This is a genomic window from Caballeronia sp. dw_19 (genome assembly GCF_018449515.1).
Classification (GTDB): Bacteria; Pseudomonadota; Gammaproteobacteria; order Burkholderiales; family Burkholderiaceae; genus Caballeronia.
Genome location: NZ_JAAVUQ010000075.1, coordinates 1 through 15,706 on the forward strand (window position 1 = coordinate 1; position 15,706 = coordinate 15,706).

Here is a 15,706-nt window from a genome sequence, read left to right on the forward strand (position 1 = left end):
CTTTACGTCACCTGTGGAAGGCTAAATTTCGGGGGAAGCTCAGTTGGGCGTTCCCACTGTGTCTGATCGAGTTGCGCAAAGCGTGGCCAAGCTCATGATTGAGCCGGTGCTCGATCCGATATTCCATGAAAATTCCTATGGATACCGGCCGGGCAAGTCGGCAAAATAGGCGATTGCCGTCACGCGAAAGCGTTGCTGGCAGTACGACTGGGTCGTTGAGTGTGACATTAAGGCGGCATTTGACTGGATCGATCATGCGTTGTTGATGAAGGCGGTGCGACGCCACATCAAGGAAGACTGGATCTTGCTGTACATCGAGCGGTGGCTAATTGCGCCGTTCGAGACTGCGGATAGGACTCAGTTGCCACGGGCGCGGGGCGTTCCGCAAGGCGGAGTGGTCAGCCCCATCCTGATGAATCTATTCATGCATTATGCGTTCGACCTCTGGATGGAGCGAACTTATCCTCACTCTCCTTTTGCTCGGTATGCCGATGATGCGGTGGTTCATTGCCGCAGTCGGGCACAGGCAGAAGAACTGATGCGAGAGATCGCATCACGACTGGAGGAGTGCGGATTAACAAGGCATCCGGAGAAGTCGCAGATCGTGTACTGCAAAGATAGCAACCGTACCCATGTGTATCCGAACGTGCAGTTTACGTTTCTCGGTTTTACGTTCAGACCAAGAGTGGCATCCAGCAAATACAACCGGCGATTTACCAGTTTCCTGCCAGCGGTGAGCAAAGATGCATTGAACCGGATGCGGCAAAAAGTGCGGGGTTGGCGAATACATCGTCGGACACCAGCGACACTTAATGACCTTGCGCAGCAATGTAACCTGACGATGCAAGGGTGGTGGAACTACTACGGTGCGTTCTATCAGACTGCGATGCACGAGCTCTTCCAATACGTTGACGGAAGGCTTGAGCAATGGGCCAGACGCAAGTATAAGACACTGTCGGGCCACAGGCGCCGTAGTGTGGAATGGCTCCGCAAGATGAAAAGGTCCGTGCCGCGGATGTTTGTCCACTGGCGTGTCGTCGAAGGACTGGTTGGATAACGGGAGCCGTCTGACGCGAGAGTGTCACGTACGGTTCTGCGAGAGGTTCGGGGCGAAACTCCCGGGCCTACTTACCACCTGTACCGGGCCGTCGATAAGGTCGGCGACACGGTTGACTTTCTGTTGCGCGCCCAGCGGGACAAGGCCGCCACCCGGCGCTATTTCGAAAAGGCGATCGCTGGAAACGGCGTACCGGAGACGGTGACGATCGACAAGAGCGGAGCGAATCTCGCAGGGCTAAATGCGATCAATGCTGATCGCGAAGTGCCGATCAAAATTCGACAATCGAAGTATATGAACAACGTGGTGGAGCAGGACCATCGAGCGATCAAACGCATCGTACGACCAATGCTAGGATTCAAGAGCTTTCATTGTGCTCGCATCATTTTAGGCGGCATCGAGCTCATGCACATGATAGCGAAAGGGCAGATGAAAAGTGACGATGGACGGCATCGTTCAGTCGCCGAGCAATTCTAGGATCTTGCAAAATAAGCATTCCTGCCGGTTCCGTCTCCTCTCTTACTAATTTCCTTACTGCGACAGAACCCTTTCAATGCCCACATGCCGAAGCGCACAGCCAACTCGTGCTGACGGCGCAGGCGGGTCTCCGAAATCTGTGCCGCACTCCTGACCACCTCAGAAATCGGTAGATTTTCCATCTTCGTATCATTTCATGGCAATTTAGCCGACCCGCTATTGTGACCGATTTCATAGAACGCGCGCTCATTTGCCCGGGTTGCCCATTCAACGTTTTAATGCCGAGTGACGAGTCATTGCCTTTCACGCGAACGTCGTGAAGGATGACAACGCGTCGCAAGATATAAAAGTCTATAAAGCCACAGACCTCAGAGCTCAATTCACGCCGTATGCAAGGCAGCACTCGTCATGTTATCGATTACCGAGCCATGGTTGCGTCGATGGAAGATTGCGCGATTTTCGTGCTCGACTGCGATGGGTACATGCTCATTGACATGCCGGGACTGCGCGCCTCAAGGGCTGCCCGGAAGACGAAACTGCCGGTGCCCATTTCTCCCCCTTTACCGCGCCGGTAAGGAGCCCTGTTCGATATGTGTCGCAGTTGGCACTGGGCGCGCCGCAATATGTAATTTGCGCATGCTAAATTGGCCCGCAGCGACGCCGGTGACGACCGGCGCACTTATGTCGCCGGGCGGCAAGGCGCGCCCTGAAGCCGCATTCATTTGAAAGGAACATTCGCGACATGGACGACATCGGGTTGCAGGAAGGCACGCACGTGAGCCTTGATTTTCAAAGCCATCTCGCGGAGCTCGAGGCCAAGGGTCTGCTTGTTCGGATCGATCGTGAGATCAACAAAGACACCGAGCTGCATCCGCTGGTTCGTTGCCAGTTCCTGGGTGGTATCCCCGAGGATGAGCGTCGCGCCTTTCTCTTTACCAACGTCGTTGACTCCGCCGGCCGTCGCTACGACATCCCGGTCGTGGTCGGGGCGTTTGCCGCGTCGCCGAGGATCTATGCGATGGGGATGGGGCGCGCCATCGCGGATATCGGTACTGATTGGCTGCATGCCATACGCGATCCGATAACACCGGTCACCGTCACTGATGCCCCATGCCAGGAAGTGGTCATCATGGGCGACGATCTCCGCCGGCCAGGTGGCGGACTGGCTGCCCTGCCGGTACCGATTTCCACGCCCGGCTTCGACGCGGCACCCTATCTGACTGCCACCTTGTGCGTGACGGCCGATCCTGACAGCGGGGTGCGCAACATCGGGACCTATCGGGCGGCCTTGAAGAGCACGGACCGATTGGGCGTGCGCATGTCGTCACGCATCGGCGGTGCCGGTGGGTATCTTCACTGGTGCAAATATCGCGAGCGCAAGGAGCGCATGCCGTGTGCCATTGTCATCGGCGCAGCCCCGGTGATCATGTACACCGGTCCGGAAAAGCTCGCGATCGATCAGGATGAACTGTCGGTGGCGGGCGCTCTCGCAGGTAGCGCGATTCGGACGACGAAGGCTGTGACGGTCGACCTGGAGGTGCCCGCCGATGCGGAGATCGTCATTGAAGGGCTGATCGACACCGACTTGCTCGAACCCGAGGGGCCATTTGGTGAAAGCAACGGTTACGTCGCCCTTGAGGATTTCAACATGTCGATGGAAGTGACTGCGATCACGCACAGGCGCAAGCCGGTATTTGCGTCGATGATCAGTCAGGTCTCACCGAGCGAATCGAGCGTTATCAAGAAACTGGCGATGGAGCCGCTGTTCCTGAATCATTTGCGCGATCACCTGTCGCTCAAGAGCGTGCGCCGTGTGGTCATGCATGAGCCGCTGAGCAATCTGCGACCTATCATTTTCGTGCAGTTTTCGAATGACACGCCCAAAAGCGAGATCTGGCGAGGGTTGCAGGGCACCGCCGCACGGCTGGCCGATTGCGGCAAGCTCGTCATCGCCGTCAGTGAGGATATCGAGCCGGACCATACCGATGCAGTGATGTGGTCGTTGGCCTATCGTTGCAACCCGATTGAAGACGTGCACATCGAGCCCTACCGTTCTACCGGACATTCGCCGAAATCAGGGCCGGCGCATACCGACTCGACCATGCTGATCGATGCGACGCTCAAATACCCGATGGCACCGCTCGCGTTGCCCGGACGCGAATATATGGAGCGCGCCCAGGTACTTTGGCGGGAGCTCGGCTTGCCCGCGCTCAGCCCGCGATCACCATGGCACGGTTACTCATTGGGTGACTGGAACGACATCTGGGAGAACTTCGCGCGCAACGCTGTGGCCGGCGACTGGCCGAAGAACGGCGACAACACGTGGGCGCGGCGCCGTGGTGGACTGACGCCGGAGACGCCGGCGCGAACGGTTGAAACTTCGGACGGCGACGCGAAATAGAAGGGGAACTGGGCGTAGGGGGCGCGCGACACGAGCGTATAAGCGCCAATCGCAACGATCAATGGCGATACGACCCAAGTACGCTCAGCCCCGTTGCCCGATGGGGCTCCCTCACCATGCCCGAAGGGTGCATCCCGATTGCTCCTCCCCGTAGGGGTCATGCCGGTGCGCGAGAAGATTTGTTCCGGGAATTCCGGGTTGCCTGCCGATACTGATTGTTGCGTTTGTTTTCTTTACCAACTGTGACATGAGAGGAGGTTTCGGAACTTCCGCAATAAGGCAAACACGTTTTGCTGACAGAACTCGCAATGGGCGAACGTCGAAGATCTGAACATGCCGCTGATCGGCGTTTATGATGAAGTCTCGTCAGCTGCTTGCGCGATATGTCTCGACAAGGTTCGGGCTGCGCCTAAAGGCGGCGGGAGCGTAGCTGTGCGGCAGACGGCCCCGATAACGCAGCCGGTTCGTAGTCCCCGGACTCGATGGCCCGTTTCGTTCCTCCCTGGATCAGGCTCGCAACGATAACCCTATGTCGGATGTATTCGAGCCTCGATCGCGCGTGAACCTGGTAGCAGCGCAATGGAGGTATGGGATGTCTTCTGTTCAGACTGTGACAAAGTGGTTTCCATCAAATCGGAATGATGGACGTTTACTTTTGGCGTTTATTTCAGTCACCGCCTACAACGGTCGGCGGGAGCCGCTTACCATTGCGCGGAGTCCGAGTGCGCTGTTCCTGCTTCGTGCTACCGAACTGCATCACCGCGACGCCAGCGAGTATCAGGCCAACCGCGACATATGCGATCGACGTGACCACCTCACCCACCAGACATATCGCGATCACCAGTGCTACGACCGGAGCGAGATAGGTCACGCTTGAGGCCGCTAGCGCGCCCAACTGTTCGACGATGTGATAGTAGGCAATATAGGCTACACCAGTGCCGAGCAGTCCAAGGCCGAGTATTAGCCCAATTCCTGCACGGGGAGAGTCGAACAACGCACCTACATCATTGAATCCCGTCAAGAGAGAAAGGAGAACCGCCGCCAAGCCGAGCTGGTAGGTTGTCAATGCAACAGCGGGCAATTTCAGCGGGCTGATGAACCGACGTGCATACACAAATGAGCAACCGACGCTAAAGGACCCGATTACGATATAGAGGACGCCGGCAGCGTTCACTCCGCTAGCGGCACTCGACCAAGGGCGCGCAATCAGCAGCACGCCGGCAAACCCGAGCGCGACACCTACCGCTCGCGTGACGCTCATTTTTTCTTCACGCAGGAAAAGCCATGCGCATATGGAGGTAAAAAGCGGAATCGCGCCACTTAGCACGCCCGCAACGCTCGACGGCAAGAGCGCCGTGCCCTTTGCGTAGGCCACGTAATACACCGACGCGGCCAGCAGCGACATCACGAAAAAGTGATGCGCATATCGGATGTGCGACCAATTCAGCGCACGTGTCGCCAGAGCATAGGCGAGGACTGGCAAGAAGCCGAAGATGACGCGTAGCGCCGCGACCTGCGCCGGAGAGATCACGGCCGACGCCCACTTCATGAAAATGAAATTGCTGCCCCAGATTAACGCGAGGCAGCCGAACGCAAGCAGACCGGAGTTTCTCATCGCCATCATAGAGAACGGGTCACGCCGCCATCGACGCGAATATTCTGCCCCGTGATGTAGGCCGCGCCCTCAGAGGCGAGAAAAGCGATGGTCGCGGCGATTTCCTCGCTGGTTCCGTAACGCTGCAGCGGCACGCTTTGCCGGCGCTCGTCGGTGGCTGGGAGGCTGTCGATCCAGCCAGGTAGCACATTGTTCATGCGAATATTGTCCTTCGCATGACTGTCGGAAAAGATCTTCGTGAACGCCGCGAGGCCCGCACGGAAAACCGCCGAAGTAGGGAACAGCTCACTCGGCTCGAACGCCCAGGCCGTGGAGACGTTGATGACCACGCCCGCATGTTGCTTTTGCATAACCGGCGTCACAAGTCGTGTCGGACGGATAACGTTGAGCAGGTACGTTTCCATGCCCGTATGCCAGTCTTCGTCGGTAAGTGCCAGAACCGGGGCGCGTGGACCGTGCCCAGCGCTGTTGACTAGCACGTCGATGCGCCCCCAGCGCGAGACGACCAGTTCGACGAGCCGGGCGAGGTCGTCATTCGATTTGTTCGATCCTGTCACCCCTAGACCACCCAGTTCCGTAGCCAGCGCCTCGCCTTTGCCCGAAGACGAAAGGATGCCGACCTTGAAGCCATCAGCCGCAAATCGACGGGCCACAGCGGCGCCCATTCCGCTACCTGCTGCGGTGAATATCGCTACTTTTTCTACTGTCATGTCTGATATCTTGCCTCATTAATTCGTTGCAGTTACCCCAGTCACCTGCAGGAGTAGAATGCACAGACTAACATCGTGGTGCACTAGAAAGGCCTCACTTTTACTGGCTTGATACAGTAGAAAAACTACTCGATGAATGATCCGCTAAATCCGCTTCCTTCACTGAACGCGCTGCGAGCCTTTGAGGCGGCCAGTCGGCATCTCAATTTTCGCTTGGCGGCTGCGGAACTGGGTGTTACGCAAGGCGCCGTGGCACAGCACGTGCGAGGGCTCGAATCGTCGATAGGTCTAGCACTGTTCGAGCGCCGTCCCCGCGCCTTGGTACTGACGGAGAATGGGCGCAACTATGCGGCAAGTGTGCGTCGTGCCTTCGATTTGCTCGTCGAAGCGACGCAGGCTTTGCGCCCGCAGCCGTTGCAACTCACGATCAGTGTCACGCCAACCTTTGCCGCAAAATGGCTGATTCCCCGGCTTCATGACTTCACTGCCGCATACCCCGAGATCGACCTGCGCATCGTCGCGACCGATCGGCTATCGCACTTCCAGACCGACGCTATCGATCTGGCAGTGCGCTACGGACAACCGCCGTTCGGCGTGGGTCTGAACGCCGAATGCCTGTTCGAAAGTGTGCTCGTCGCTGTCGGCAGCCCGGGACTCGCCAATGAACTCAAGGCGTCAGGCGCCGCCAAGTTTCTCGCGCTACACGCGCTTTTGCACGATGCCCACAATCAGTGGCCGCCGTTTCTGCAGGAAGTGCTGAAGCAGTCCGCGGCAATTAGCGAAAAGAATATCCGCTTCAACCAGACGTCACTCGCTATCGATGCCGCGATGGCGGGACAAGGTATCGCCCTGGCTCCGTTTGCGTTCGTCGAGCAGGCCATAGCAATGGGTGGATTGAGCCGCATATTCGATGTCGAACTTCGAACGGGCTCTGGTTTCTACGTCGTCACCCCACGGCGACTTCGGCATCCGGGGCCGGTGGCTGCCGTTCGCGCCTGGCTGCAGGAACAGAGTCGTGAACAGATGTGCGATTGATCAGGCGTTCGGCGAAGTAGTTGCGGCAGCCTCATAATTCGTGCGCAACCGGCGGACGATTGACGAGAAAGCCAAATCTCCTGAGAAAGCAAATTCAGGAGATAGACAACATGTGGACCCGCCTTGAAAACGGCGTCGTCACATTAAAGTGGCGACCACCGTTCACTCTTCGGCCCGAAGAGCGTTGGGCTCGCAGTAGGGTTCTGGCGGCAAGGTGGTTGAGTCGTACAAAGGCAATATGATGAGGATAGCTTACACCACCAACGAGTAGAACTGGCTGGCCGCAGACGGCTTGATTTTGCCAGTGTGTTTCATCTGCCCTTTAGAGATCATCTGCATGATCTCGATGCCACTCAGAATGACACGAGCGCAGCGGAAGTCCTTGAACCCAAGCATTGGTCGGATGATGCGTTTGATGGCTCGATGGTCCTGCTCAGCCACGTTGTTCAGATACTTGACCTGACGAATCTTGATGGCTGCGCTTTTGTCGATCGTCACCGTCTCGGGTACGCCGTTTTGCCGGATCGATTTTTAGAAATAACGCTGGGCGGCAGCCTTGTTCCGCCTAGCTCGCAGAAGAAAATCGACCGTGTTGCCTTCCTTGTCCACAGCCTGGTAGAGGTACTTCATTTTGCCTCGAACCTTCCCATAGGTTTCGTCCATCCTCCAGCTCTGGTTTTGTCGCGATAAGACAGTACGTTATGATTTACGCCGGCGACAAAACGAAGCCAATGCCCGATAAGACAGACCCTTGCGTCGGCCTTAGCGCGTGTATTTAAGCGCCTTCACTATCCGTTTGACGTGATGCTGATGTGCGTGCGTTGGTATGTCGCCTATGGGCTGAGCGTGCGAAACCTGGAAGAGACGATGGCTGAGCGAGGCGTTGAGGTCGATAATTCGACGGTGCACCGTTGGGCGATCAAACTACTGTCAATCCTTGAAAAAACGTTTCGCCGCCGCGAGCGCCCGGTTGGTAAGATCTGGCGTGTCGATGAGACGTATATCAAGATCAAAGGAAAATGGAAGTATTTGTATCGGGCAGTGGACAAGGCCGGAGAACCGGTTGATCTCCTGCTGCGAGCCCACCGTGATAAGGCCACCGCGCAGCGTTATTCCGAGAAAGCGATTGATCATAACGGCGAGCCTGAGACGATTACGATCGATAAAAGTGGTTCAAATCTGGCCGCGTTCGAGGCTCTGAACGCCCAGCGCGACACGCCGATCAAGATCCGTCAGAACAAGTATTTGAATAACATTATTCAACAAGATCATCGGGCAATCAAGCGCCGCACTCGGCCCATGCTCGGGTTTAAAATTTTCCGGTGTGCTCGCATCCTACTGAGCTGCATCGAACTGATGCACATGATCAAGAAGGGGCAGTTGACAGACAGCTGGAGCAGCCAGATTTCCGCCGAGCAGTTTTATTCACTGGCTAAGTAAATTATCCATATTATCTAAACTCTGCTCGCCTAGATGTCCTTATTGCGACAGAGCCCTTGAGACGCTGCCAGGTCCCGAGCCCAAGGAGCCGCCTTGTTGGATGTCGCGCGTGGCAGCTTGTATCGCCCCGTCCGGCATCGGCGTAATTGCCGCGGAATCGAGGTGGCAGATTTCTTCGCCTATGGCAAAGAGGTAGCGTTAGGACGGCAGGGTCATCGAAACATCAAGTCGAGAACGAACGTGATGCTCTGCTTCAAGCGGTTTCGCAATGTCACGACCACGATATCAGGTATCGAGTAAAACGCATCGCATCCGCACGGGTCGGTTCAGCCTAGCCGTATCGGACTTAAAGACAGTGCCGTGCCCGCAGTCTGGACGGCCGTCCAGTTCGATCGATAAGGTATCCGTACCTTTAGGAGATTTGTCCGCTGGGCCATTGTTTGCATCTGTCCGTGCTGCACGTCATAGCTGACCAGCTTACTGCAAAATCCAGGTGCTGCTCGTATCAGTGTTCGGATGCGGGCAGATTCCGCACGACAAGGGTTTGCGGATTCGACAAGGGGATATTGGCCGCGCGCAGTCGTTTGAGTATTTCGTAAAGCAGGTCGCTTCTGGTGCCGGCCGTGATTCTGGGGCTGCTGACATAGCCGGTTACGCTCAGGGTGATCCCGTCCGATGTTAGCTGACTGAATGTGACGGAGGGCGAGGGCTTGTCGAGAATCGCCAGATGGTCCTGGTAGGCACCCAGCAGAAGATCCCGGACCTGCTCGGGGTCGGTGTTCAATGGGAAGGTCAGCACGAGCGTTACGACCCCCTCGGTGCTGTTGCCCATGGTCACGTTGCGCAAGTTTTGCGAGATTAGTTGGGAGTTGGGGACGATGACCATCGAGCGGTCGGCCAGTTGTATCTCGGTCGCACGTACGTTGATGCGCCGGATGTCGCCCTCGACCCCGCTGATGCTGATCATGTCACCGACCTTGACCGGACGCTCGGTCAGCAGGATCAGCCCGGAAACGAAGTTCTTGACGATTTCCTGCAGGCCAAAGCCGATCCCCACCGACAGCGCGCTGACGATCCAGGCCAGGTTGTCCCACCTGACGCCCAGTGCCGACAGGGTCAGCAGAACGATGATCACATAGCCGATATTGCTGAAGAGCGTGACGAGCGATGCGCGCATGCCGGGATCCATACCGGTCTTCGGCAGGAGCTCGTTGTCGAGCCATCTCCGCACGGATTGAAGCAGGTAGATCCCCACCCCAAGAATGATGATGGCGTTCAGAATATTGGCTGGAACGATGTTCAGCCTGCGCAGCCGTTCGCCGCCGAATACGGCAAGGATGCTGTTGATCAGATCCCCCGGGGTGGTGCCGAAGCCGCCGGTGAGCAACGCGATGACTGCGAGCAGCAGCAGGAGACTGTTGCCGATCCCTGAGAGCACCGTCGATGCCTGTTCGAGATGCACGTCGTCCAGACCTAGCAGGTGCTTGATGGTCTTACCGCTGGAATGATGCGCGGAGAAAATGCTCTCGCAGATGTCCCGCGTCAGTCTGGTGAGCAGGTAGAAGCTGCACAGGACGAGGTCGAACCAGACGAGTTCGTAGGTCAGGAAGCGCGCGATCGAGATGTAACCGGTCAGTAGCGCGAGCAGAGAAGCCATGATGGCGAGACTGACGCCGGCGTGGATCAGACCCGCAAGAGTGGAGCGCGCTTCCGGTGGTTCACCCGAAGCGGCCAGCGCGGTGCGAACCCGGTTCGCGCGCAGCAATGATGCACCGATGGTCAGAACGACGACAAGCGACACGAGGCCACGCCCAAAAAGGGTGATCTGCAGACTGGTGTCGACCGTCGTGTTTAACTGTTCCAACGCGCCGGATAGCATGAGCAGCGCCGCGAGTATCCGTGGGAATGGTTTCATCGCGAGCGCCACGGGGTCGGCGATGGCCGGCAGTCGCCATGACGGACGGTGTGCGCAGAGCAGCGCCCGGCCGAGTCCGGCGATCAGTGCGCAGGCCAGAGCCAGCTTGACCAGTTCGTCGGCGAAATCCTGCAGAGCAGGTGCCAGCGGCTGTTGACGGGCAAAGGCAAGATAAATGAGCTGGACGGCGCACGCGGTGGTCAGCAGGCTGGTGAAAGTGGTTGCCGCCGCCATGGCGCTGCGTCGCAAACGGCCTTCCGGGAGGCGGTAGAGGCAAAACCATGCCAGTGCCCGTTCGAGCAGGCGGCCACCAGGCGTCCATACCGCGAGCGCCAGCAGCAGGAGCAGGGCGGTCATGACCCGATGTCCAGGTTGCCAGGCTGATCGTAGTTGCAGGACAAGCTGCCCGGTGAATGCATTCAGGCGCTGTTGATCCGCCGGTTCGGGTTTGAATAACGGTGCCCAGAACTGGACACCGAGGATGCTGCCGGAACGCAGCGCGAGCTGGTTTTTCAACTGGTCGTGCTGCAGCCTGGCAATCTGTACGCTCAGGTTGGCGAGAGTCTCTTTTGTACTCTCCGCCTGTTTCAGTTCGGCGTCGAGCCGCGTTCGCTGTGCCGTCAGGTCGGTGCGCTGCTGGGTAACTGCCTGCGTTTCCGTGTCGGCGCCGGGAGCTGGCGCTGGACCCAATACGTCGAGCTGGGCTTGCAACTTCGCCCGCGCGGGCAGCAAGGAGGTAGTCAACAGCCTGTCCACATCATCGGCAAGTTGCCGCGTAGCGGTGTCGAGTTCGACCAGTTGCTTGCCACTTGTCGTCGTCGAAGCCAGTTGTTTGATGCGGTCCTGCTGCTGCTGCAATGCGGTGAGATCTGCGGCAGCAGCATCCTGAGAGGCTGTCGCAGACAGCGGCATGAGTGCCGTTGACGCGGCGCTCTGCGTTGCGGCAGCGGGGAGGGCTCCCGAAATCAGGCTGAGTGATGCGAGCAGGGCGAGGCACAGGAAAGATCTTGTCGGGTTGCGCATGGGAATGTTTCCGGATCGTACTCAGTGCGCGCCGGCTGCCGCATCGCCGCCACCGCCTTTCCCAGGGCGCGTGATCCAGACCAGCGGAATGATGAGGATGAAAATAAAGGTGGAAATATAGAAGAAATCGTCCAGCCCCATGATCGCCGCCTGGCTGCTCACCGTGGAATCGAACAGCGCATGGGCCGATTGCGTGCTCAGCTGCAGCAGCGACTGCGTCGAGCTGATCGACTGGTTGAACAGCGGATTGTCGACATTGGCCTGTTCGGTTAGACGCACGTGATGCAGGATGGTCCGGTTGTTCCACACGGTGCCGGCAATCGAGGTCCCCGCTGCACCACAGAATATCCGCACGAAATTGGACAGTCCCGCCGCTGCCGGAATGCGTTCCGGCGGCAGGCCTGAGAGGGTGATCGCGACGAGCGGCACGAACCATAGTACCGTCGGGATGCCCTGCAGCAGTGTCGGCAGCACGAGGTGCCAGGTGTCAACCTCGGCTGTATACCAGGTGCGCATGTAAAACACACCGGCAAACCCGAAGAACGCCAGCGTCGCGATGATGCGCGCGTCCCATCGTTGCAATATGCGGCCCATGAAGGGAGACAGGATCACCGCAAAAATGCCGACCGGCGCGGTCACCAGCCCCGCATCAAAGGCCCGGTAGCCGAGGTACTCCTGCATCCACTGGGGCAACAGCACGAGATTGCCGAAATAGATGGCATAGGAGATGGAGATTGCCACCGTACCGCCGGCGAAATTGCGCACCCCGAAGAGCCGAAGGTCCACGATCGGATTCTCTTCTGTCAGTTCCCAGACGAGAAAGAATGCAAAACTGATCAGCGCCGCAATGCCAAGCCCGACGATAACCGGTGAGGAGAACCAGTCGAGATCCTTGCCCTTGTCGAGCATGATCTGTAGCGAAGCGACCCAGGCGACGAGAAGCACGAGTCCGACGACATCAATCGGCAGCTTCTTGGTCTGTGTTTCCCGGTGGCGGTAGATCATCCACGTGACACTGGCCGCCAGCAGACCAACAGGGATATTCACATAGAAGATCCACGACCAGCTGTAGTTATCGGTGATCCAGCCGCCGAGGAGCGGCCCCGCGATCGGCCCAACGGTGGCGGTCATGGCCCACAGCGCCAGTGCTGTGCCGGACTTTTCCTTGGGATACGATCCGAGCAGCACGGCCTGCGAGAGCGGGATCAGTGGGCCCGCCACGACGCCCTGCAGGATCCGCGCACCGAGCAGGAAAGGCAGGGTTGGAGCCATCCCGCACAGCCATGATGCCAGTACAAACATCAGGATCGCTGCGACAAAGAGCTTGATCTGGCCAACGCGCTGCGTCAGCCAGCCGGTCAATGGAATCGACACGGCGTTGGCGGCGGCGAACATCGTGATGACCCACGTGCCTTCGTCGACAGATACACCGAGGTTGCCGGAGAGGTTGGGAATCGCGACGTTGGCGATCGACGTGTCGAGCACCGTCATGAACGTGGCGAGGGCGACGACAATGGTGGCGATGACGAGCTGGCCGCCTTTTAGCGGCGGGTGAGGGGCGAGTGCGTGATCCATGGGGAAAGCCTTGTGGTAGTTGTGATGCCGCTACATCCGTGTCGAGCTTGCCTTTGGGTCGCGCCCGGCGACCTGCTCCAGGGTGTCATCCGGCCCGGAGCAGGCTGCGATGATGCGGGCGATTTCGGCGTTCTCCTGGTCACCGTATTTGGCGGCGAGCCAAGTCGGCCGCCCTGCTCGTCCTTGATATCGGTGTCGGCGGTCATCGACAAGTCGATACGCACGGATGTTTCTCAAGCTCTTGCAGATCGAACCTTCTATCCTCACCGGCAAACGCTGCACGACTTTGATCCCATTACCAGTTGCGGTTTGCGCCAGCAGCAACGAGAACGCCGCGCCTGTGCCAGTCGAGAAGCCGATCACCTTGCCGTGGAACACCACACCCGAGCCATAAACGTCGACGGGGAGTTCAACGAGCTGGCCGATGCGACCCATGACGCAGCGACTGATTTACTACGATTTCTTGTCAACATTGGGTGCTGGATCACAGGCTGTTCCCGCCGGCTCCCCGCTGTTGGCGAGAACGCGGCAGAGCATGCTTTTGAGAGATTCGGCTTCTTCCGAGGTAAAGCCGTACAGAAGTTTGTCAGCAACGCTGTTAAAGATGGCTGGCATGTGAGCAGCGATGAGTTGGCCTTCCTGTGTCGCGGCGAGTCGCACGACTCGCCGGTCTTCTATGCTGCGTACTCGGTTGAGCAGGCCGCGCTCTTCGAGTAGGTTGACCTGACGCGCGATAACATTCGCGTTAATACCCAATTCACGAGCCAACTCAGCCATGCCTAGACACGTTCCGCTATCCACCATGAACAGGATGCTGCTCTGCGTGCCGGTAATGCCGAATTCGGCGTTCGTGCGCTGGTTCACCATATCGGTCATAGTCGAACAGACGCGTGAGAGCGGAACGGCAATGCTTTTTTCGAGTTGACCACTGACTTCGTGCAGTAGTGAGGATAAGTCTGTCAATGGCATCAATGCCGGCTCAATAAGCACCTAGGCAGTTCCGTGGCTAAAGCTGGCGATTGTGAAAAATGCTTCATTTGCTTGAAGGAATATAAGGATGAGGAGACGCGTCAGCGACGCCTGGTTGCATATCAATCTTGCTCCTGTAAAATACGAGTGATACTCATATTCGATCAGAGATAATATGACTGACTCTCATGTTTTGTCAAGGCGGCCAAAAACGCCCACGCAGGAGCGTGGCGAACGCCGTGTGGCGGATTTGTTGCGTGCGGCCGAGCACTTATTTGGGACGCTGGGCTACGAGGCGACGTCGATGAGCGGCATCGCTCAACTGGCAGGTGCGTCGATCGGGTCGCTGTATCAATTTTTCCCGAGCAAGGAAAGCATCGGCAGCGCCTTGTTGCTCCAATACATGAACGAGTTGAGTGATCGTCTGGAACGCTGGAAGACAGTTTTGCCGAGCTCTCCCAGAGTGTTTGGACAAAAACTCGTCACGATCGTGTTTGACTACGTGTCACAGAGGCCGGCATGCCACGTCTTAGCGGACACGCCTTCACTGGTGCCGCAGTCCTACGGTATGGAAAAGCTATCAGGGAGTGTGCAGGAGCTACTTTCGACATTCGCCCCGTCCATGAAGGTGACGGAGCTTTCGGCGGTCGCGCTCGCTGCTTCGTTAATGGTTCGCGCGACATTGCAAGGAGGCCGGATGGTCGACTCAAAAAGGGCAGCATTGCTGCGTCGTGAAATGCAGCAAGCGCTAGGAAGCTATCTTGAAGAGCGGCTAAACCCCGATGTCTATAGAACCGCGACGACTAAGATGCAGCGTTAGGACCCGCCGCACGGCGCTGGAGTCTATACGGATCCGTTATGCGCTGCGTACTGCGAGATCGGGCGGTGGATCGTCGGTGGTGAGCAGGGCGGCCCGGCGCGCCGGCTACGGGCAGGCGCTGATCCAGACGGTGTCTGGGTATTTGACCAGCCGCGTACCTGACAACGCCCTTTGCAGCAGCAACCCGGCATTGAACCAAGCACACGGCAAATTCCGATCTAACCGCCGGCGTGTAACCTCGTGAAAGGCCTGACGCGCGTTAATGCGAATTGCGCTTGGACGCCTCATATTCTGATTAACGCCCAACCTAGGCGGTCCTGCCTATTTAGTTTTGCATAAGCGGGAATTAATATAAAAAACGCGGCCTAAAGGCCGCGCTAAAAAGATGAAAAAGACACCCTTGTCCAAAGGGCGACTTACTGTCGGAGTTAGCGCCGCGCACGACAATAGCAATCAGAGGAAGAATTAATTGCGTTAAATGATGTGAAACTTTTTCACTGTTTATATCTGCAAAATCCTGCAGAGCCTTACCGGAAAATCCTGTCACAGCGACGTGGTATATGCGCAACGGATAGCGCTTGACACAAACTTTATACATCCGATGTGAACGTAGTTTCCTCTTTATCTACCTGCACTTATCTGCTGGTGCTTTCGCTATTCCGGATTCAA

At 57.6% G+C, this 15,706-nt stretch carries 10 protein-coding genes and 3 pseudogenes; 6 read left to right on the forward strand and 7 right to left on the reverse strand.

The window, feature by feature from the left end; genetic code table 11:
• The first annotated feature begins 247 nt into the window (after positions 1 to 247).
• The 3 genes and pseudogenes from HB376_RS41855 to HB376_RS39870 all read left to right on the forward strand — a co-directional run bounded on the left by HB376_RS41855 (position 248) and on the right by HB376_RS39870 (position 3,935).
• Complete coding sequence (locus tag HB376_RS41855) at positions 248 to 1,057, forward strand: reverse transcriptase domain-containing protein (protein WP_346730675.1); 810 nt, start codon at positions 248 to 250, stop codon at positions 1,055 to 1,057.
• Positions 1,058 to 1,132: 75 nt separating this feature from the next.
• A pseudogene (locus HB376_RS39865) lies at positions 1,133 to 1,534 on the forward strand (DDE-type integrase/transposase/recombinase); the annotation flags it as partial.
• A 742-nt stretch (positions 1,535 to 2,276) separates the two neighbouring features.
• On the forward strand, positions 2,277 to 3,935 hold the full coding sequence (locus HB376_RS39870; protein ID WP_213769186.1) for a UbiD family decarboxylase: 1,659 nt from the start codon (positions 2,277 to 2,279) through the stop codon (positions 3,933 to 3,935).
• A gap of 667 nt (positions 3,936 to 4,602) precedes the next feature.
• Here HB376_RS39870 and HB376_RS39875 read toward each other — a convergent pair.
• Both HB376_RS39875 and HB376_RS39880 read right to left on the reverse strand, forming a co-directional pair.
• Positions 4,603 to 5,550 carry a DMT family transporter gene (locus HB376_RS39875; protein ID WP_213769187.1) on the reverse strand — a complete coding sequence of 316 codons (948 nt, stop codon included), beginning with the start codon at positions 5,548 to 5,550 and terminating at the stop codon, positions 4,603 to 4,605.
• A gap of 5 nt (positions 5,551 to 5,555) precedes the next feature.
• Positions 5,556 to 6,260, reverse strand: coding sequence for an SDR family oxidoreductase (locus tag HB376_RS39880; protein ID WP_213769188.1), 705 nt, complete (start codon positions 6,258 to 6,260; stop codon positions 5,556 to 5,558).
• Positions 6,261 to 6,392: 132 nt separating this feature from the next.
• Here HB376_RS39880 and HB376_RS39885 point away from each other — a divergent pair, with 132 nt between their 5' ends.
• Positions 6,393 to 7,295, forward strand: a complete 903-nt coding sequence (locus HB376_RS39885; protein WP_213769189.1) for a LysR substrate-binding domain-containing protein — start codon at positions 6,393 to 6,395, stop codon at positions 7,293 to 7,295.
• Between the two features lie 252 nt (positions 7,296 to 7,547).
• Here the strand turns inward: HB376_RS39885 and HB376_RS39890 are convergent.
• Positions 7,548 to 7,970, reverse strand: a pseudogene (locus HB376_RS39890) (DDE-type integrase/transposase/recombinase); the annotation flags it as partial.
• A 63-nt stretch (positions 7,971 to 8,033) separates the two neighbouring features.
• Here HB376_RS39890 and HB376_RS39895 point away from each other — a divergent pair.
• Positions 8,034 to 8,735 carry an IS6 family transposase gene (locus HB376_RS39895; protein ID WP_213769193.1) on the forward strand — a complete coding sequence of 234 codons (702 nt, stop codon included), beginning with the start codon at positions 8,034 to 8,036 and terminating at the stop codon, positions 8,733 to 8,735.
• 505 nt (positions 8,736 to 9,240) lie between these two features.
• Here HB376_RS39895 and HB376_RS39900 read toward each other — a convergent pair.
• From HB376_RS39900 to HB376_RS39915, 4 genes and pseudogenes are all read right to left on the reverse strand, one after another.
• Entirely contained in the window at positions 9,241 to 11,673 is a 2,433-nt protein-coding gene (locus HB376_RS39900; protein WP_213769190.1) for a DUF3772 domain-containing protein, read from the reverse strand.
• A 21-nt stretch (positions 11,674 to 11,694) separates the two neighbouring features.
• On the reverse strand, positions 11,695 to 13,248 hold the full coding sequence (locus HB376_RS39905; RefSeq protein ID WP_213769191.1) for a DHA2 family efflux MFS transporter permease subunit: 1,554 nt from the start codon (positions 13,246 to 13,248) through the stop codon (positions 11,695 to 11,697).
• Positions 13,249 to 13,278: 30 nt separating this feature from the next.
• A pseudogene (locus HB376_RS39910) lies at positions 13,279 to 13,683 on the reverse strand (EmrA/EmrK family multidrug efflux transporter periplasmic adaptor subunit); the annotation flags it as partial.
• A gap of 18 nt (positions 13,684 to 13,701) precedes the next feature.
• Entirely contained in the window at positions 13,702 to 14,217 is a 516-nt protein-coding gene (locus HB376_RS39915; protein ID WP_213769194.1) for a MarR family transcriptional regulator, read from the reverse strand.
• A 175-nt stretch (positions 14,218 to 14,392) separates the two neighbouring features.
• On the opposite strand from HB376_RS39915, the gene HB376_RS39920 reads away from it, so the two are divergent.
• Positions 14,393 to 15,037, forward strand: coding sequence for a TetR/AcrR family transcriptional regulator (locus HB376_RS39920; protein WP_213769192.1), 645 nt, complete (start codon positions 14,393 to 14,395; stop codon positions 15,035 to 15,037).
• Positions 15,038 to 15,706: the final 669 nt, after the last annotated feature.